Here is a 19,229-nt window from a genome sequence, read left to right on the forward strand (position 1 = left end):
TTTTAATATCCTGTAATATAGAATCTTTTTTAGGTTCACCGTTAGCTTTTCGCTTTTTATTTTCATGACGCAGACAGGATAATAAGTCTTTTTTCAACTCACCCTTTGGTAATGCTCGTATAGTTGAATAAATCGTTGTATGGCTTACATTCATTGTTTGATCCAAATCAGGAAATGTCTTTAAACGCTTTGCTATTTGCTGAGGAGACCATAAACAACGGATCGCTTCAACAATAAATCTCCAGAGAATTGAGTCGATTTTGAGTTTTCTGTGACCGCGTCTACGTCTAGCGAAGGTGTTATCAGAAGCATATTGAGCTTGATAAACGTCATTGATGCTATTTCTTTTAAGCTCACGATAGATCGTACTAGGATGTCTTTTAATGAGTTCAGCAAATTTTCTGGCTGAAAAGCCTTCTTTTCTTGACTCAAGCATTAATGCAGTACGATCTTCAAAGTTAAGATGATGGTATGACAATTTTATATACTCCATAAACCCTTTAAATTAATTAGGTGGTTTATGTCGCACTTCAAGTTTTACTCTGCCCTGTTTCACTCGGTATTGCACACTGGCCTTTAACTTCGTCTGATATCAAAGAAGTTTTAAAACAAGCAGATACGAATTTATATCAAGCCAAACATTTAGGGAGAAATCGTGTGGTAACAGGTGAAAAAAGTGCTCAGTTATAATATTTTTATACAGTTATTAAGTAGATAATTTAAATATATTATTTTGTTATTGTGTTATAGGGTTTAGATCTTTTATTCAAAAAAACAGTATAATTTCTCTAATACTTCTAGGTTTATATAGAGGTTTATACTTAAGGATACAATATGACTTCTTTTTATAATGGAGGCACCAGCCAAGAGATTTTTAATCTGATTGGTCAAGCTGCTGCCTTAGAGGATATCATAGATGCGATTACCGTATGGTTAGGGGATAAAATCCCGGATGCACTGGTATCTGTCATGTTGTATTCGGAACAGGAACAAACGCTTAATTTAATAAAAGAACCAGCCTATTTTTCCAGAGAATATGTAGAAGCTTCAAAAGATCTAAAAATCGGCCCGAATGTTGGCGCTTGTGGTGCAGCTGCATATCATCGTCGTTTAGTGGTCTGTGAGGATTTATTCAATGATCCGAACTGGGTCGCATATAAAGATCTGGTTAAACAAAATGGTTTAAGAGCCTGCTGGTCGGTACCAATTGCCAATGGGAGTGGCAAACTTTTTGGCTCTTTTGGTACTTATTATCGTTCGATTAAGTCCCCTACTCCAAATGAAATTGACCTTCTGCAATATGCGGCTTCGCTGATCGCCTTAACCTTTGAGTTGTATGAAGAACGCAAAAAACGAAATCATCTCAAAGATAAATATCAGTCATTTTTCTCTTTTCATCCCGATGCAATTTTTGAGCATAATCTGGACGGCAATATTGTAGATGCCAACCTGGCCACCAAATTTTTTAACGAAGTTGGTGTTAAATCGCATATCGGAACTAAAATTGACCATTTTATTGAACCTGAACATCGCCCTCTTGCCTTAGAAGCCTTTGAGCAGGCCAAGCATGGCTTGACTGGACATCTTGAAGTTCAGGCACATAACTCGGCAGGACAGAAATACTGGCTCGATTTAACTTTTTTGCCAATTAAAGTGAATGAGGAAATTGTCGGTATTTTTAGCGTGGCACGCGACATTACTGAACGTTATCAAAACAATGAAATGCTGCGCTTAATGAAACGTAGTGTCGATGCAAATCCGCATGGCATTATTTTAACCTCGGCAGAAAATGACCAGCCTATTGAATATGTTAATCCGGCCTTTGAGCAGATTACCGGTTATAGCCTGGAAGAACTCAAAGGAAAAAATTGCCGCATCTTGCAGGGACCTGATACTTCCGCGGAAAGCGTCCAGCAAATCAGCGAAGCCATTCAGAATAAATCTGAAATCAAGATTGTCCTGAAAAATTATCGTAAGGATGGACACTGGTTCTGGAACAAGCTAAACCTAGGTCCAGTCTTTGATGAAAATCATAAGTGCACTCATTTCATTGCCATTCAACAGGATGTGAGTCAGCATGTTGCCCAGCAAGAACTAATCGCTTATCAGGAATCACATGACCATTTAACCGGCTTTATCAACAATAAGCTGTTTGAAGAAGTGGTTCAGGAAAAACTGCATCTAGCGCAGAGTGGTTCTGCAAATCTAGTGCTTTTATATCTGGATCTGGATGATTTTGAACCTTTGAATCAAAGCCTCGGTCATGATATTGGCGATAAAATTTTAAAACTAGTGGGCAATCGTCTGAGTCAAAATCTGCAGCCTGAAGATGTGATTTCCAGATTTTCAGGGGATGAGTTTGCAATTTTATTAACTCAAATGAATGATCTCAAGCAAGTTGCTGTACGTGCCGAAGAAATCATCGCCGGATTATCTCAGCCTTTCCATGTGGATGGCTATGATATTCACCTGAGTGCAAGTATCGGTGTCGCTGATGCTGATCCCGACATCAAATGCGTTAAGCAGTTTATCAATGCAGCCAAGGATGCCATGCGTGATGCTAATGCCGAAGGGGGTAATACTTGGCACTGGTATAATTTCACGAAAGAGCCTTTACCGAAGGTAGATTATGTACAGCTTCGTCATGAACTGATGGTCGCTCTGCATGAACAGCAGTTTAAACTGTTTTATCAGCCGATTCTGGACAGTGAAACGGGCAAGGTCAAATGTCTGGAAGCTTTGATCCGCTGGCAACATCCAGAAAAAGGCTTTATTTCTCCTGCCGATTTCATTCCTTTTGCAGAAAGGACCGGGCAAATCGTCTCAATTGGCGAATGGGTACTTAGACAGGCTTGTGAGGAAGTCAAAGCCTGGAATATGCAGCATGAGACTCAAATTTCGGTTGCCGTCAATCTATCTCCTTTACAGTTTAAAAGAAGTGGATTCCTGAGCGATCTACAGCAATTATTAGCAGAAATTGAATTCCCGCATGAGCTGCTTAAACTGGAAGTGACTGAAAGTATGCTAATCGCCAGCGGTGATAAGTCCATTGAGATCTTAAAAAATGTCCGGGCTTTGGGGATTAAAGTGTCGGTGGATGACTTTGGCACTGGTTATTCGAGTTTAAGTTATTTACGTAGTCTTCCGATCGATGAGATCAAACTGGATCGTAGCTTTGTACAGCATTTACCCGGCAATCCACGAGATGAGGCCATTATTGAAGCCATGATTACCCTAGCGCATAAGCTGGATCTGGAAGTTGTTGCGGAAGGAATTGAAAACCCTGAACAGGCTGAGTGCTTAAAGTCGCATCATTGTGATTATCTGCAAGGTTTTTACTATGCAAAACCTGCCCGGCTCAATCAGCTAGAGTTAATCAGTTCCTGATTAATGTTCCCTGTTTGAGCAGTACAGTTTCAGCTTCTAAGTAAGCTAACTCTTCTAAATGATGGGTCACATAAATCATCGGTAAATTCAGCTCATCTTTCATCCGTTTTAGAAAAGGTAAAATCTGCTGTTTTAACTGTTGATCCAGTCCCGTTAAAGGTTCATCTAGTAGCAACAAATTTGGTGAAGACAATAATGCCCGACCAATAGAAACGCGCTGCGCTTCTCCACCTGATAGCTGATGGGCTTTGCGATAAATTAGAGGCTTTAATTCTAATAATTCCACGATGTCTTCAAACTGGAATTTTCGATCTGCTCTAGATACCAGTTTTTCTGCATAACATAGGTTCTGCTGCACATTCATATGTGGAAACAGCAAAGCATTCTGGAAAACTAATGCAATCTTGCGCTGATGCATTGGAATATTAATTTTCTTTTCTGTATTGATTAAATCCTGCTGATTAAACTGAATATATCCTTGGTCAGGTTTTAATAGTCCAACAATATTTTTGAGTAAAGTACTTTTTCCACTTCCAGATGTACCCACGATCCCTAACAGTTGCTGCGACATTTCCAGTTTAATATTCAACCCGAAATCGGCTTGTTGATAATGAAAATTACATTTCAACATTTCAGCCTCCTAATTTCCGTTGATAGTTTTGCAAAATAAAATAATTGGCAATTAAAGCAGTAAATGCCAAGAAAATAGACAATGTCACCAGACGCATCGCCATTTCTTCACCATTTGGTTGTTGCAGTAAGGAATAAATTGCGATGGGAATAGTGCGGGTTTCATCCGGAATATTGCCCACAAAAGTAATGGTGGCACCAAACTCACCCAGACTGCGGCTAAAACATAAGATGCTGCCAATCAGCATACCGGGAATCGCCAGAGGTAAATTGATACTCCAAAACACTTTCCACGGTGCTGCTCCCAATGAACCTGCGATATGTTCGAGTTGCTGGTTCATAAGCTGAAATGACAAACGTATCGGTTGCACCATCAGCGGAAATGCCACAATCATCGAGGCCAATACCGCCCCTTTCCAGTTAAATGCCAGTTGCAACCCGAGTGTATTGAGATATTGGCCAATCATGCCTTGATTACCAAACAGTATCAGAAGCAGATAACCCAAAACCACAGGTGGCAGCACCATCGGCAATTGCAAACATGCTTCGACCAGAAACTTAAGCCGAAATTCATATCTGGCCAAAACCCAAGCCAATGCTACTGCAAAAGGTAAACAGAATAAGGTCGCAAAGCTGGCCACCTTGGCAGACAGGTAGAGCGCACTGAGTTCTTCTGGACTTAACATCTTGCAGTTATTTCTCCAGCCATTGTCTAGGGGTTCAGCCTAAATCCATATTTTTGAAAGATGGCTTTAGCCTGCGCACTTTTTTGTATAAATTGTTCAAATTGCACTGCTTCTTTATTCTGTGCGCCTTGCCATGTCAAAGCTAAAGGATAAATAATCGGACTATGTAAATTTGCTGGGAAAGTACCGATGATTTTTACTTTTCGGCTGATCAAGGCATCAGTTTTATAGACAATCCCCACTTCACATTCACCGCGTTCGACGAAAGCCAAAGCCGAGCGTATATCATCCGTTCCAACAATTCGTCCTTTCAAGCCATTTAACCAGTTCAGTTTGGTCAGACTTTGCTTGGCATATTTTCCGGCAGGCACTGATTCCATTTGCCCGGTACATACATAACCTTTAAAGGACTGGGCAAAATTAAAACTGGACTGGGGTTTAAAATGAATATTCAGATGTTTCGGGCTGATCGCCACTAACTGATTTAACAGGATGGGATGAACTGAACTGGAATTTATAAGTTTCTTGTGTACCAGATAATTCATCCAATCCTGATCAGCTGAAAAGTATAGATCACTACTAGCTCCTGCTTCGATCTGTTTGGCTAAAGCAGAAGATGCACCAAATACGGAAATAATCTTAGTTTGTGGATGTTGGGCTTGGTAAATCCTGGAAATTTCGGTCACAGCATTATTTAGACTCGCTGCGGCGTAAACCTTCACTGTTCCTGCATGGACTGAGGAAAACATCATGGCAATGCACATGGATAAAAACAGAGATTTTTTCATGTGCATCTACCCTTATCAGTGAATAAATAAGCCTTGAACAAGATCCCCTTCTTTCAGGCTTTTTCCTGCCGGAATGCGAACCAGACAATTGGCCTGCATGAGATTGCTCAGCATATGTGATTGCTGCTTAGACAGACTTTTAACTCGTAAAACCGACTGCTCAAAGCTGGCAGACATTCTTAAAAAGCGCTCTCTGGCATTCATTTTCAGATCATGGGTGAGTACAGCATTAAACCAGTTCGGCTGAGATTTGTGTCCTTGTAAGGCATTTAATAAAGTTGCGGTGTAGATCTGCATGCCGACATACACTGCTGCGGGATTTCCCGGCAAACCCAGCAGATAACAATGTGAACTATCATTTCGCTGTAGCTGGGCAAAGAACATCGGCTTGCCCGGCTTCTGTTTTACTTTCCAGAATATCTGTTCAAAGCCTAAATCTAGTGCTACAGGCCGAATGAAATCATAATCTCCGACAGATACACCGCCTGTGGTTAAAATCAGGTCATAGCTTGCTGATAATTCTTGAATGAGATTCCGTACTGCCGCCTCAGTATCTGCAACATGAAAAATTTCAACCTGCTGCCCGGCTTGCTGAAACCAGGCTTCAATCAAGGGACCGTTGGCATCAAAGATTTTACCCGCTACAAAGTCTTCTATACTTTCAGCAACTTCATCACCTGTAATGACCACAGCCACTTTAGGATATTGAAAAACCTCAACAGTATTGATCCCCGCCATGCTTAAAGAGGCAATTGCACCGACTGACAGTTGCTGACCTTTATTGGCCAATAATTGCTCGACTGAAATTTCTTCGCCCACATCGCGAATATCGGCATGAGCGCTGAGCTGTTCCATAATTTTGATTTTGGATGAATCAATCACTTGAACAATTTCCTGACGTGCGACCGTAGTAGTCCCAAGCGGAATTTTAGCGCCAGTAAAAATCCTGACTGCCTGACCATCCTGAAGTTTCAGTTCACCCTGTTGTCCCGCCCGAATTTCACCAATCAGTTGGAATTCGCGTTCTGGTTCAATTGCAGATTGGGTACACAATGCATAACCATCTACGGCACTTTGCGAAAATAACGGTAGATTAATCCCAGAATAAATATCCTCTGCCAGATAACGATTTAAGGCCTGATTCAACTTCAATCGTTCAGTTGCTAACACTTGAGTATGCTGCAAAATTAATTCTAAAGCCTGATCTACTGTAATCAGACCATGTTCTGCTCCGCATCCAGACATTATTGATAACCACCTTGATGTGGAATATTTTTCTGCACATCAAATAAATGTACCAACGCTGGTAGTATAGCAATTAAAGACTCTTTTGCCCCTTGTCGGCTGCCCGGTAAAGTCATTATCAAACTGTTATCAATATAGCCAGCAACGCCACGACTTAAAGCCGCATACGGCGTTCGTTTCTGGCCGAAACTGCGTGAAGCTTCCATGAGTCCATGAATTTCCCGTTTCAGTAAAGGCTGTAAAGTTTCAACGGTTAAATCTTTAGGACCTAAGCCTGTTCCACCTACAGTCAGGATCAATGGATAGTCATTTTTCTGTTGATGAACCAATGCCAATAACTGTTCAGGATCATCTGGAATTACCTGATAGGCAATATTTTCAAAATTGGCTTCTTGTAATATTTCCAGGACATTTTGCCCTGCTGTATCCGGTTTTTTACCGGCAGCGACTGTATCTGAAAGCACAATGATGGATGCTGGCAAGGCTTCTTTTAAGACACGGGTAAAATGCGATTTACCGCCTTTTTTCTTTTGCAATTTACATTGATCCAGACATAAGTCTTCCGGTTCACAATGTGGTTTGAGCATGTCATAGAGGGTTAATCCAGCCAGACTAACGGCAGTCAAGGCTTCCATTTCCACACCAGTTGGACCAATAGTCTCTACTGTGGCAATAATTTCGACATGTGCATCAAACAGTTCATATTCCACATCTGCACGATAAATTGGTAAGGGATGACAAAGTGGAATCAGTTCATCGGTTCGTTTAGCCCCTAAAATCCCGGCGATGCGAGCTGTCTTTAGTGCATCACCCTTTTCCGTATTGCCATTCCGTAATAATTCAATGCAATGTGGCGGTGCATGCAGAATCCCTGTAGCTACTGCAGTCCGATAACTTTCTGCTTTCATCCCGACATTTTTCATTGCATGTTCCTATAGTTCATTTCTTCTTAAAACGTGTGTCTGTTCTGACTTATATCGGCCATTGATAGATGAATGGTGTATTCTCTTTGGCATGATGACAATGTTGATGCGTCTCATCTGAATGTTCTGAATGACGATGCGTATGAGTAATTTCTACATCTTTACGGATACAACACCCCTCAACATATTGACTGCTGCCATCCATATAAAACTCTTCTTTCCAGACTGGCACCTCATGTTTGACCCGCTCTACTGCTTCCTCACAAGCAGCAAAAGCCTCATGTCGATGTGCAGCATAAGCAATTGCAATAATGGCTTTTTCACCAATATCTAATGCCCCAATTCGATGAATCACCCGCACATAGGACACGCCGTATTTGGCCTGGATTTCCTGTTCAATCTGGCGAATCATTTTTTCTGCAACAGGTGCATAGGCCGTATATTTCAGTGCCTTGACTGCTTTACCTTCATGGTGATTGCGTACCGTTCCAATAAATACTCCAACTCCACCACATTCAGGAAAAGACTGGATCGGATCAAAACTTTCCAGATCTAAAGTAGTATCTTGAATCCTAGAAAATTGCTTGAATTCGCTCATTTCAGCCTCCTGCGACAGGTGACAACAGCACCAAAGTACTGTCAGCATTAAGAGGTGTCTGACGTGAAATGATGTCTTCACCAATGGCACAGGCACAGCGTTCAATCATGCCAAATGCATCAGGATAATCTTGTCCCACCTGATTCAAAACTTCAGATACGGTACTTTGAGATTTGCAGATAATTTCGAGATCTTGCGGTAACTGTCGCTCTACCGCACCGAAGGCTTCAATTCTGATTCTGATCTGTGACATCTTAGCCTCCTATCATGTGCATACTAATTTTGCGGCTGTTTTGATTCATACTTTGATTTTTTAAACGCTGCTCTATGGCATGAAAGCCCTGTTCTTTGTTCCAGATATATCGGGATAAAGCACCATACAAATTCAACTCACTTAGAGCGACAGATGAATTTAGTGATTTGATTTCCTTTTTAAGATTCAAGCCTTGAGGTGCAAACAGGCAGTTATAAAATTCACCTTGTGCAGTCAATCGCAAGCGGTCACAGCTGCCACAAAATGAATTGGTAATGGTTGAAATAATTCCAATCGGATGGCCATCAATCAGATACTGGCGTGCGGGTTCCGAAGCTGATTGGGCAGAATTATTAGTTTTTTGAGTGAGCGTAAATTCAGTCGCCAAAGTTTCTAAAATGTATTGTTCACTGACTACATGCTCAGTAGACCAATTGTGATCACCATCAAGTGGCATAAATTCGATAAAGCGCAAGACAATGTTTTGCTGAACTGACCAGCGCGCCAATGGCAGGATCTGATCGTCATTTATACCCTGCATCAATACGGTATTGATCTTAATCGGTAATCCAGCAACTTGTGCTGCCTGAATTCCTTCCAGCACAGGTGCTAAATCTTTTTGGGTCAGCTGTTTAAACTGATCAGCATCCAGACTGTCCAGGCTGATATTCAGGTCATCCAGTCCTGCCTGCTTTAAGGCTTGTGCATATTGTTTTAAATAATGTGCATTGGTGGTCATGGAAATGCGTTGTAGTCCCAGCTTTTTCAGCGCTTGCAGTTGTTCAACAAAATGCACTACGCCCTGACGCATTAAAGGCTCACCACCGGTAATGCGGATATACTGAATGCCATGACGCACCATAAAATCGCAAAATTGATACAGCTCTTCAAAACTGAGCAGATCGTGTTTTTTCATCCATTCCGGATGTTCAGGCATACAATAAACACATTTAAAATTACAGCGATCAGTCACTGAAATCCTTAGCTTGCGCTTGCCACGACCGAACTGATCGACAAACAAGGCATCATTTTTAAGCTGTGTCATCATATTCATGTTGAACATCCATCTTCAGGCATTGGGCGGGTTGTTGCACATATGCAGTGCGCGAAACTCAAATCGCCCAATCTTGTAATAATTAGATTTGCAATAAGTGTTCCAACTTTGTGCCAAAGGCAAAATATTCAGTTTTTAGTGCAGAAATTTGAGCTGTTGATACTGTTGCAGTTCATCCAGCGAGTTAATACTGTGAAAAAATAGCGCACGATTTTTAAAACGTGCCACTTGTGCGTGCAAATCAGCAAAACAGTGTTTAAGACTGCGCTGTTCCTGTTCAAGATGTAAGTTCAGGGTTGCCAGACTGCTGCGTTTGACCAGACAAAATGGATAAAGTGGCTTGCCGTTAATTTCCACATAGGCCACTTGAGCCAGACTATTTTTGGCTAGAGCCTGGTGTAACTTGAGCAATACTTTGGAAGGAATATAAGTTAGGTCACAAGGGACAAACAGTACATAATCCGACTGCACATGCGACCAGGCACTTTTCATGCCCATTAACGGCCCCTGAAAGCCCGGCTCATCATCTTGATAATAATGAACACTGGGAATAAGTTTCTGGTAAATGGAATAGTCGCGATGGCTGTTAATCCAGACCTGTGCAACATTCGATTTCAGCTGTTGGTGAATCTTGATCAGCTGAATCTGGTCATCGAATTTCTGCAACAGTTTGTTAATGCCATTCATGCGTCTTGCCTGTCCACCCGCCAGGATCACCAGATCAGTACGCGGATAGGCTGTTTTATTATTTTCTCTCTCGGCTCCTTTTTTCATTCTACCGTCTCCAATTGACATGTTTTAATCAGGCCACGGATTTCAGGTAAACACGAACCACAATTCCCTCCGGCTTTTAAACATGCGGTCACCTGTTTTTCATCCGTAATATTTTTAGTTTTAATGGTTTCAATGATGCGGTTTTTACCGACTTTAAAACAGCTACAGACCAGTGGACCTTCATTATTTGCCATCGACATTGGTTGTCCGGCAAGTAAGGCTTTACGGTGCATAGCACTTAAACGTTCACGTTTAAACAGACTTGCCACCCAGTCACGGTCCGGCAATAAGGCCTTCGGTGCAATATATAGGCTGGCAATCACATGACCATCCTGAAGTATCACGCTATGACTGATATGGGCGGTCTGATCTTCAAGATTCAGCCATTCAAAACTTTCATCCTGAAATGGCAATAATTCTTTTAAATGCTCAGTGGTGTAGCTAAATTTCTTCCGGTCTGCCAGTTCATAACGTACTGCCTTGCTGGTAGTGATTTTAGTCCACCACACGGTGGCTTCAATCGACGGCTGTACGATTTTTTCAAAGCCTTGACGCACATAAAATACGCCTTGCCACTGGCTATAAAATGGATGGATGATAACCGGAGTATGCTTGAATTCTGGCTCACCCGAAATAGCATCCACTACCGGATTCACCAGTTTGCCAATACGCGCATCGGATGCGACCTGATCATTCCAGTGAATGGGTGCAAAGACCTGTCCACGGCGGATATTGTCACTAATAGTCGCACGCAAGACACAATTGCCCCACTGCGATTTCACCTCAACCAATTCACCATCCTGAATCCCGTATTTTAGTGCATCATTCGGGTGAATTTCACAGTAAGGTTCGGCACGGTGCGTACTCAAATTCGCCGATAAACCGGTACGGCTCATGGTATGCCATTGGTCACGGATTCGGCCGGTATTTAAAATTAAAGGATATTCACTGGAAACCAGATTTACCGGATCAATCGCTGTGGTAGCAATAAACTTGGCTTTGCCATCCGCATGACTGAACTGACCTTGAGCAAATAACCGGGTGACAGATTTCGCATCTTGATGCTTATCCCAAACTGGCCACTGCACTGGATCCAGTTCGTCATATTCTTGTGCAGTTAAATTACTTAAGCCTTGCAAGTTGAAATAACGGAAATATGGCGTTTCAGATCGCTGACTTAAATCAGAGTTTTGCTCGGCAGATAATCGGACATGCTCCAGAAAAATGTCATGGCTATTATTAAAATCAAAACCTGTGAAACCCATCTTCTGACCCACCTGACTGATCGCCCACCAGTCCGCTTTGGCTTCACCCGGTGCATCCAAAAATGCATGCTGACGTGAAATACGACGTTCCGAATTGGTCACGGTGCCATCTTTTTCACCCCAACCTAAAGCGGGTAACAAGACATCAGCATATTGTGTGGTATCCGTGTCCTGACAGATATCAGACACCACCACGAATTTACATTTGTCCAGGGCACGTTTAACCTGATCGGCATCTGGTAAGCTGACTACCGGATTAGTTGCCATAATCCAGATCGCTTTAATCTTGCCACTTTCAACGGCTTGGAATAAATCGACTGCTTTGAGGCCAACCTGAGTCGCGATGGTTGGACTTTGCCAGAAGCTTTGTACCAACTGCTGATGTCCCGAATTTTCTAAATCCAGATGTGCAGCCAGCATATTGGCCAGACCACCGACTTCACGCCCTCCCATCGCATTTGGCTGACCGGTCATGGAAAATGGCGCTGCACCGAGTTTACCGATTTTACCGGTGAGCAAATGACAGTTAATAATACTGTTGGCTTTATTCACCCCTTGCGAAGACTGATTGACCCCCATTGAAAATAGAGTCATGACTTTTTCAGTTTGAGCGAATTTCTGATAAAAAGTTTGCAGTTTCTCGACTGCAATACCGGTACGTTGAGCAACTTCTTGAATCGGAGACTCAGCTTCACTTTGTACTAAGGCTTGCTCCAAGCCTTGTGTATGTTGAGCAATAAATTCTTGGTCTGCGTGACTATTTTTCCAGAGGTACTGCAATAAGCCATTAAACAGCGCCACATCCTGACCTGGCAGAATTGGTAGGTGTAGATCTGCTGCTTCACAGGTACTGGTAAAACGCGGATCAACCACGACCACAAACAGGTCGCGCTGTTCCTTGGCTTTCATAATGCGCTGATACAGCACTGGATGACACCAAGCGGTATTGGAACCGACCAGTACCACCATGTCAGTATGTTCGAAATCTTCGTAGCTGGCTGGAACCAAATCTTCGCCAAAAGCTCGTTTATGTGCAGCAACAGCTGAAGACATACACAGACGTGAATTGGTATCGATGTTTGCAGTACCGAGATAGCCTTTGACGAATTTGTTCACTACATAATAGTCTTCAGTCAGCAGCTGACCCGAGACATAAAAGGCAATGCTGTCACGACCATACTGGTCGATACATTGCTGAAATTTATTGGCAATGGACGAAACTGCAGTATCCCAACTCGTGTCTTCACGCTGATCTTTCCGACCCAGCATTGGCTGTAGTAGACGGGTTTCCAATCCTAAAGTATCTGCTAGATTACTGCCTTTGATGCATAACTTGCCGAAATTAGAAGGATGGTTGGCATCACCTTCAACAGTCACTTTCGGAGCTGATGTGGTCGACGTTACATGTGCAGTCACACCACAACCCACGCCACAATATGGGCACGTGGTCTGTGTGGTTTTAGTTTTTAATTCTGTGGAGCTTTCAATTTCCACAACGGGAATACTGTTCATGGATGCTCCTTAGGAGTTGAAACACAATTTAATTCTTTTCAAAAAAGGTTCATTACAACGGTGTCTTTTCAATGCAACTCATTTATTTGGATCAACCTTCGGTTCGACCTACTTTTCTTTCGGGAAAAGTAGGCAAAACCATTGTCATCCGCAAAACTCGCCCTCATCCGGCATGTATCAAAAAGGTCGCAGAAACATTCATTTTCATATTTTGTCTTGGCTCAAACAGTTGCGGATGACGTTTCCGCGGATCTTGGTTTCACCATGACAAATTGATTTTTTACCCTGCTTTCTTTAATGCAAAATCCCGACCAAACAGCAGTTTATTTCGAATCGAAGTGATCGGTGTCTGATCTGCAATCAGTTCGGCATACCAGGTACCGTCTTCCGTATCACCAAACAGCACCGCACCAATGACTTTATCCTTTTGAATAATAATGCGTTTATAGATCTGACGCTTTTCATCATTCAGTACGATATCTTCAAAATCATCTTTTGGTTCGAAGTCACCTGCAGAGAACACATCACAACCACTCACTTTCAGCTGAGTCGGAACCGTTGGCGATTTAAAGGTCAGGCTGCCATGCTCGGCCAGATGTGATGCACAAATGAACGCCTGGCCCCAAAGTGGTTCAACCAGACCAAAGGTTTGACCACGGTGCTCGATACATTCACCCATCGCATAAATACTTGGGTCAAAAGTCTGCATGGTGTCATTCACTAGCACACCACGGTTGCAACGCAAACCGGCACTTTGCGCCAATGCGATATTTGGACGAATACCAACTGCGAAGACCACCAAATCAGCTTCCAGCACGGTGCCATCTTTGAGTTTCACTTGGGTCACATGACCTTCTTCACCAATTAAGCATTCGGTATTGGCTTCAGTCAGGATGGTGATACCTTTCTGCTCAATCGCTGTTTTCAGCATCTGACTGGCTTTGCTGTCCAGCTGACGATCCATGATACGATCCATCAGATGCAATACTGTGACATTCATGCCTTGCTGTTTCAGACCGTAAGCTGCTTCCAGACCCAGTAGACCACCACCAATCACCACCGCATTTTTCTTGGTTTTGCAGTAGTCCAGCATGGTATTTACATCATAGATGTCGCGGAAGCTGAGTACACCTTTTAAGTCGCTACCTGGAATTGGCGGAACGAATGGTTTGGAACCCGTCGCCAGAATTAAACGGTCATAACTGATCACTTCGCCTTTTTCGGTATAAACCTGCTTACGCAGACGATCGATACGAACCGCTGGATCACCTGCAACCAGACGGATACCTTTGTCGGCATACCATGCATGCGGATGTAGCATGATGTCATCAATGGTTTTCTCGCCAGAAAGCACTGGCGACAGCATGATGCGGTTGTAGTTACCCCACGGCTCTTCACCAATCACAGTAATTTCATAACGGTCTGGTGCCATATCCAGCAGGTCTTGCAGACAACGCATGCCTGCCAGACCATTACCGACCAGTACCAGTTTCATTTTTTCCGGTGAAACACCGTTATTGGTGATATAGGTTTTTTGTGGCACGGGGCTAATGAACACCTTGCCATTTTCAATTTTGTTTGGAAATACCAGCAGTTTTTGATCTTTATCTTCCAGACAGCGGCCAGTCGCCAGACTGAAATGTTGCTTGTAAATTGGTGAAGCGACAACACGTTCACCTTGCAGATCACCAATGATGCCGCGTGACATCACAAATGCTTTACTAAATGGATCCTGGTTACTGAGTGCATAAACACGTTTTTCTGAACCTACACGAAAGATCGCAATTTGCTGATCTTCCACCAAAGCTGCAACGCCAGTATTTGGGGTAATGTCATCCAGTGCACACACTTCAACCCAATTCAGTTCATTCATATCTTTAAACATTGTCATATTCTTGCTCCTTTATTCTTTGAATCAGGCTTCAACTACCGGAATACGGCTGGCATTGCGTTCAGCTTCAGTTTTTGGACGGATCTGACCGCGCACTTCAGTAAATTGAACGTGCGGATCGTTTTGCTGTTCAGCCTTGGCATTAATAAAGGTTTTGAAACGTTTACGGACTTCTGGATCTTCAACTGCAGTACGCCATTCATCCTGATAAGTGCCCACCACATGCTCCATACGACGCTCGAGTTCTGTTGCCAGACCCAGTGAGTCATTGACGATGACATCTTTCAGATAATCTAAGCCGCCTTCGAGGTTGTCGCGCCATACTGAAGTACGTTGCAGACGATCAGCCGTCTGGATATAGAACATGAAGAAACGGTCGATATAGCGGACTAAAGTTTGTGTATCCAGATCTGATGCCAGCAGTTCCGCGTGGCGTGGTTTCATACCGCCGTTACCGCAGACATACAGGTTCCAGCCTTTTTCAGTAGCAATCACACCAACGTCTTTGCTTTGTGCTTCGGCACATTCACGGGTACAGCCAGACACCGCCATTTTCAGTTTGTGTGGAGAACGTAAGCCCTTATAGCGGTTTTCCAGATAGATCGCCAAGCCCACAGAATCATCTACACCATAACGGCACCAGGTGCTGCCGACACAAGATTTCACGGTACGCAGCGATTTACCGTAGGCATGACCTGATTCAAAACCGGCATTGATCAGTTTTTCCCAGATTTCTGGTAATTGATGCAGTTGCGCACCAAACATATCGACACGCTGGCCGCCAGTCAATTTGGTGTACAGACCATATTCTTTAGCAATTTGACCAATTACGATCAGACCATCTGGAGTGACTTCACCACCTGCCATACGAGGAACGACAGAGTAAGTACCATCTTTTTGAATGTTACCGAGGTAGTAGTCGTTACTGTCTTGCAGGCCGGCATGGCTTGGTTTCAGGACAAAGTCGTTCCAGCAAGATGCCAGGATGTTTGCCACTGTTGGCTTACAGATATCACAGCCCAGACCATGACCATGTTGCTGGATCAGGTCATCAAAGGTCTTGATTTCATTCACACGAACCAGGTGATACAGTTCCTGGCGTGAATAAGCAAAGTGTTCGCAGAGATGGTTATTTACTGTTACGCCTTGACGTTGTAACTCAGATTTCAGAACTTGCGTCACCAGCGGTGCACAGCCACCACAAGCTGTAGCAGCTTTGGTGCATTTTTTCAGAGCGCCTAGTGAAGTTGAACCATCGGCAATCGCTGAACAGATATCCGCTTTAGATACGTTATTACATGAACAGATCGTTGCGCTGTCTGGGAGCAGGTCTACACCGCTACCGCCTGCTTTTGCAGTCGCTTGATCAAAGCCCGGCATGATCAGGCTTTCCGGATTTTCCGGGATTTCCAGACCATTTAGCATCATTTGCAGCAGGTCGTTATATTCTTTGGCACAACCGACCAGCACTGCACCGAGCAGTTTGGTTTTTTCAGCATTAACTACGATTTTTTTGTAGATCTGCGCTGCTTCATCGGCATAGAAGTAGCTCAGTGAACCTGGTGTCATGGCATGTGCATCACCAACTGATGCAACATCAACGCCCATCAGTTTCAACTTGGTGCTCATGTCTGCGCCAGCAAATGCTGCACATTCTTCTTGTAGGACATGTTTCGCAGCAATACGTGCCATGTCATAGCCTGGTGCAACCAGACCAAAAATCTTGTTATTCCACAGCGCACATTCACCAATCGCGTAAATGTCCGGATTTGATGTCTGGCAGTAATCATTGATCACGATACCACCGCGCTCACCAATCGCCAGCCCACTTTGACGTGCTAGCTCATCACGTGGACGGATCCCTGCAGAGAACAGAATGATGTCAGTTTCCAGCTCAGCACCATCACCAAACTTCATCACGTGCTTGGCATTGACACCATCTTCAATAGACGAGGTGGCTTTTTGGGTATGGACTTTAACGCCCAGATCTTCGATTTTGCTGCGTAATACTTTACCGCCAAGATCATCAATCTGTACTGCCATTAAGCGTGGTGCGAATTCGACCACATGCGTTTCCAGATTCAGGTCACGCAGCGCTTTTGCCGCTTCCAGCCCCAGCAAACCACCACCAATCACGACACCGTTTTTGGCATTCAAGCTCGCTGCACGAATGGCATCCAGATCTTCAATAGTACGGTAAACAAAGCAATTTTCACGGTCATTACCAGGAATTGGCGGCACAAAAGCATAGGAGCCGGTAGCTAAAACCAGTTTGTCATAAGCAATCACATCGCCATGATTAGTGGTGACTGTTTTATTAACAGTATCGATTGCAGTCGCTTTGGTACTCAAACGCAGATCAATTCCATACGCATCTGCAAAGTCGTTACGGCAAAGGGTTAAATCCTTGGCTGATTTTCCAGTGAAATATTCAGTTAAATGTACACGGTCATAAGCCAGACGCGGCTCTTCTGCCAGAATAGTGATTTCAACCTCATCACCCGCATGCTCAAGCACAGATTCAATAAATTTGTGTCCTACCATGCCATGGCCAATCATTACCAGTTTCATATTCCTTCTCCTAAATTTTCTAAATCTTGTATCTTATGTTTTAAGCCAGGTTGTTTCGTTCAAGAACAGCTTCTTCATATAGCTTTTGCTCTTTGGCCTTATGCTCAACCGAGAAGCGAATCATCAGAACAAAACTTGCTGCAATCACGACCAGGCCGCCAAGTGCCATCAGACAGGTTTGAATATCCAGCATGCCTTTAAGTAAGAATCCTGCGGCGACCGCACCCACGTTACCGCCTGCACCGATAATGCCGGCCACACCACCTAAGGCATCACGGTCAATAAATGGCACCAGCGCATACGTTGCACCACATGCCATGTGGGTAAATAATGCGAAGACAGTCATGGTGATGATGGCCAGCATGGCACTGTTCATTTGCGAGAATAAAATCAGGAATAAGCCTTCCATCAAGATCATGGCAAACAGCACTTTGGTACGTCCGTCCAGGCCTTTTTTGATGGCAACTTTGTCTGAAACGATGCCACCCAGTGCACGGGCAAATAGTGCTAGCAGACCGAAGATCCCGGCCGTCATACCTGCTTCTTTTAAACCAAAGCTGAAGTTTTCTACGTAGTACATGGCTACGATGTTATGAATGAAGATTTCGATACCGAAACAGGCCGCATAAGCGCCAAATAGAATCCAGACACGGTAGTTACGTGCAGCATGCATCAGAATTGCCATGCCACCTTTTTTCTCGCTACCTACCTGGATTCCTGCTGCACGCAGTTCTTTAAAGTTGCCTTGTGGACAGTCCTGAGTGAATTTCCAGTACAATGCACCGACGATCACCATCATTAGGCCTGGAACGATCAGTGCAATTCTCCAGCCCATCGCCTGTTCAATACCGAACATCACCAACGCAGCTAGAAGTAAGGGCATCAAGGCTTGAGTTGCACCACCACCGGCATTTCCCCAACCTGCAGATGCCGCATTCGCAGTACCGACCACATTCGGCGCAAACATGATGCTGGTGTGATATTGGGTAATCACGAAACTGGCACCAATGGCACCAATCAGTAAGCGGAAAAACAGAAAGGATTCATAGCTATTCGCAGAGGCTACACCAAAGACCGGGATACTGCCGAGTACGAGTAATGCGGTATAGGTTTTCCGGGGACCATATTTGTCACATAGCGGACCGACAATCAGTCGAACCAGAATAGTGATTGCGACTGCTGCAATATTGATATTGGCGATTTGATCTTTGGTTAAGCTGAATTCACCTGCGATTACAGGCATCAGCGGTGCACAGGCGAACCAGGCAAAGAAGCAGACAAAAAACGCGAGCCAACTCATATGGAAGGCTCTCATTGCTGCGCTGCTGAAATTCAAAAGACTTATTTTTGTTGCTTTCTTTTCATATAAATTTGAAGACATCACCATCTCCTTCCAGAACTGAACGTATAGGCTTATCTGCTATGCGAATCGCTGCACACCAGATGCGATCAGAACGGACGTCATTGGCCGTCTTACAAATTTCTTTAGAGTCGTCTTTGACTCAAATTCTAATAAGCACAAAGCGTGCCAATAAAATAGTTATACGAATAAGTATTTGTATTTATATTAATTATCTAGAGGTACTTTTATATTTTTTCTAAATTATAGTGACTGAGAACCAAGCTCTTTCTTATTTTCCTGAGAATATTCA

The 19,229-nt window shown here is 43.5% G+C and carries 15 protein-coding genes and 1 pseudogene; 2 read left to right on the top strand and 14 right to left on the bottom strand.

The window, feature by feature from the left end; translation table 11 throughout:
- A pseudogene (locus FTV12_RS04250) lies at positions 1-436 on the bottom strand (IS30-like element ISAba125 family transposase); the annotation flags it as partial.
- A 77-nt stretch (positions 437-513) separates the two neighbouring features.
- On the opposite strand from FTV12_RS04250, the gene FTV12_RS04255 reads away from it, so the two are divergent.
- Together FTV12_RS04255 and FTV12_RS04260 are read left to right on the top strand one after the other, a co-directional pair.
- Positions 514-690 carry a diguanylate cyclase domain-containing protein gene (locus tag FTV12_RS04255; RefSeq protein WP_373687220.1) on the top strand — a complete coding sequence of 59 codons (177 nt, stop codon included), beginning with the start codon at positions 514-516 and terminating at the stop codon, positions 688-690.
- 144 nt (positions 691-834) lie between these two features.
- Positions 835-3,387 carry an EAL domain-containing protein gene (locus FTV12_RS04260; protein ID WP_180033559.1) on the top strand — a complete coding sequence of 851 codons (2,553 nt, stop codon included), beginning with the start codon at positions 835-837 and terminating at the stop codon, positions 3,385-3,387.
- Here the strand turns inward: FTV12_RS04260 and FTV12_RS04265 are convergent.
- The 13 genes from FTV12_RS04265 to FTV12_RS04325 form a co-directional block, all read right to left on the bottom strand.
- On the bottom strand, positions 3,377-4,018 hold the full coding sequence (locus FTV12_RS04265) for an ATP-binding cassette domain-containing protein (RefSeq protein ID WP_180033560.1): 642 nt from the start codon (positions 4,016-4,018) through the stop codon (positions 3,377-3,379). The genes FTV12_RS04260 and FTV12_RS04265 overlap by 11 nt on opposite strands.
- 1 nt (position 4,019) lies before the next feature.
- Positions 4,020-4,703 carry a molybdate ABC transporter permease subunit gene (gene modB / locus FTV12_RS04270; protein WP_180002452.1) on the bottom strand — a complete coding sequence of 228 codons (684 nt, stop codon included), beginning with the start codon at positions 4,701-4,703 and terminating at the stop codon, positions 4,020-4,022.
- A 26-nt stretch (positions 4,704-4,729) separates the two neighbouring features.
- Entirely contained in the window at positions 4,730-5,491 is a 762-nt protein-coding gene (modA, locus tag FTV12_RS04275; RefSeq protein ID WP_180033561.1) for a molybdate ABC transporter substrate-binding protein, read from the bottom strand.
- Positions 5,492-5,506: 15 nt separating this feature from the next.
- The gene (locus tag FTV12_RS04280) at positions 5,507-6,736 is read right to left on the bottom strand and encodes a molybdopterin molybdotransferase MoeA (RefSeq protein ID WP_180033562.1); all 1,230 of its coding nucleotides are present in this window, start codon (positions 6,734-6,736) and stop codon (positions 5,507-5,509) included.
- The gene (gene moaCB, locus FTV12_RS04285) at positions 6,736-7,659 is read right to left on the bottom strand and encodes a bifunctional molybdenum cofactor biosynthesis protein MoaC/MoaB (RefSeq protein ID WP_180033563.1); all 924 of its coding nucleotides are present in this window, start codon (positions 7,657-7,659) and stop codon (positions 6,736-6,738) included. Before moaCB ends, FTV12_RS04280 begins: the two co-directional genes overlap by 1 nt.
- Positions 7,660-7,708: 49 nt before the next feature.
- Entirely contained in the window at positions 7,709-8,257 is a 549-nt protein-coding gene (locus FTV12_RS04290) for a molybdenum cofactor biosynthesis protein MoaE (protein WP_180033564.1), read from the bottom strand.
- A gap of 1 nt (position 8,258) precedes the next feature.
- A complete protein-coding gene (locus tag FTV12_RS04295; protein ID WP_005234437.1) occupies positions 8,259-8,510 on the bottom strand; it encodes a MoaD/ThiS family protein in 252 nt (83 codons plus the stop codon).
- Position 8,511: 1 nt separating this feature from the next.
- Positions 8,512-9,564, bottom strand: a complete 1,053-nt coding sequence (moaA, locus tag FTV12_RS04300) for a GTP 3',8-cyclase MoaA (protein WP_179993154.1) — start codon at positions 9,562-9,564, stop codon at positions 8,512-8,514.
- A 135-nt stretch (positions 9,565-9,699) separates the two neighbouring features.
- Positions 9,700-10,338: a molybdenum cofactor guanylyltransferase gene (locus tag FTV12_RS04305; protein ID WP_180031745.1), complete on the bottom strand. Its 639-nt coding sequence runs from the start codon at positions 10,336-10,338 to the stop codon at positions 9,700-9,702.
- Entirely contained in the window at positions 10,335-13,115 is a 2,781-nt protein-coding gene (locus FTV12_RS04310) for a nitrate reductase (protein WP_180033565.1), read from the bottom strand. The genes FTV12_RS04305 and FTV12_RS04310 overlap by 4 nt, the downstream gene beginning before the upstream one ends.
- A gap of 280 nt (positions 13,116-13,395) precedes the next feature.
- Positions 13,396-15,006 (bottom strand): nitrite reductase small subunit NirD, encoded by a 1,611-nt coding sequence (gene nirD, locus FTV12_RS04315; RefSeq protein WP_180033566.1) that lies wholly within the window; start codon positions 15,004-15,006, stop codon positions 13,396-13,398.
- Between the two features lie 24 nt (positions 15,007-15,030).
- Positions 15,031-17,577 (bottom strand): nitrite reductase large subunit NirB, encoded by a 2,547-nt coding sequence (nirB, locus tag FTV12_RS04320; protein ID WP_218947814.1) that lies wholly within the window; start codon positions 17,575-17,577, stop codon positions 15,031-15,033.
- Between the two features lie 40 nt (positions 17,578-17,617).
- Positions 17,618-18,958, bottom strand: a complete 1,341-nt coding sequence (locus tag FTV12_RS04325) for an MFS transporter (RefSeq protein ID WP_180033567.1) — start codon at positions 18,956-18,958, stop codon at positions 17,618-17,620.
- Between the last annotated feature and the right edge of the window lie 271 nt (positions 18,959-19,229).

This window comes from Acinetobacter sp. YH12233 (genome assembly GCF_013417725.1).
GTDB lineage: Bacteria > Pseudomonadota > Gammaproteobacteria > Pseudomonadales > Moraxellaceae > Acinetobacter.

What these genes read in the sequence shown, in the direction of transcription:
- FTV12_RS04260 (WP_180033559.1), top strand. Translation starts at nt 835, where the DNA reads ATGACTTCTTTTTATAATGGAGGCACCAGCCAAGAGATTTTTAATCTG.
- FTV12_RS04265 (WP_180033560.1), bottom strand. Translation starts at nt 4,018, where the DNA reads ATGTTGAAATGTAATTTTCATTATCAACAAGCCGATTTCGGGTTGAAT.
- modB (WP_180002452.1), bottom strand. Translation starts at nt 4,703, where the DNA reads ATGTTAAGTCCAGAAGAACTCAGTGCGCTCTACCTGTCTGCCAAGGTG.
- modA (WP_180033561.1), bottom strand. Translation starts at nt 5,491, where the DNA reads ATGAAAAAATCTCTGTTTTTATCCATGTGCATTGCCATGATGTTTTCC.
- FTV12_RS04280 (WP_180033562.1), bottom strand. Translation starts at nt 6,736, where the DNA reads ATGTCTGGATGCGGAGCAGAACATGGTCTGATTACAGTAGATCAGGCT.
- moaCB (WP_180033563.1), bottom strand. Translation starts at nt 7,659, where the DNA reads ATGAAAAATGTCGGGATGAAAGCAGAAAGTTATCGGACTGCAGTAGCT.
- FTV12_RS04290 (WP_180033564.1), bottom strand. Translation starts at nt 8,257, where the DNA reads ATGAGCGAATTCAAGCAATTTTCTAGGATTCAAGATACTACTTTAGAT.
- FTV12_RS04295 (WP_005234437.1), bottom strand. Translation starts at nt 8,510, where the DNA reads ATGTCACAGATCAGAATCAGAATTGAAGCCTTCGGTGCGGTAGAGCGA.
- moaA (WP_179993154.1), bottom strand. Translation starts at nt 9,564, where the DNA reads ATGAATATGATGACACAGCTTAAAAATGATGCCTTGTTTGTCGATCAG.
- FTV12_RS04305 (WP_180031745.1), bottom strand. Translation starts at nt 10,338, where the DNA reads ATGAAAAAAGGAGCCGAGAGAGAAAATAATAAAACAGCCTATCCGCGT.
- FTV12_RS04310 (WP_180033565.1), bottom strand. Translation starts at nt 13,115, where the DNA reads ATGAACAGTATTCCCGTTGTGGAAATTGAAAGCTCCACAGAATTAAAA.
- nirD (WP_180033566.1), bottom strand. Translation starts at nt 15,006, where the DNA reads ATGACAATGTTTAAAGATATGAATGAACTGAATTGGGTTGAAGTGTGT.
- nirB (WP_218947814.1), bottom strand. Translation starts at nt 17,577, where the DNA reads ATGAAACTGGTAATGATTGGCCATGGCATGGTAGGACACAAATTTATT.
- FTV12_RS04325 (WP_180033567.1), bottom strand. Translation starts at nt 18,958, where the DNA reads ATGTCTTCAAATTTATATGAAAAGAAAGCAACAAAAATAAGTCTTTTG.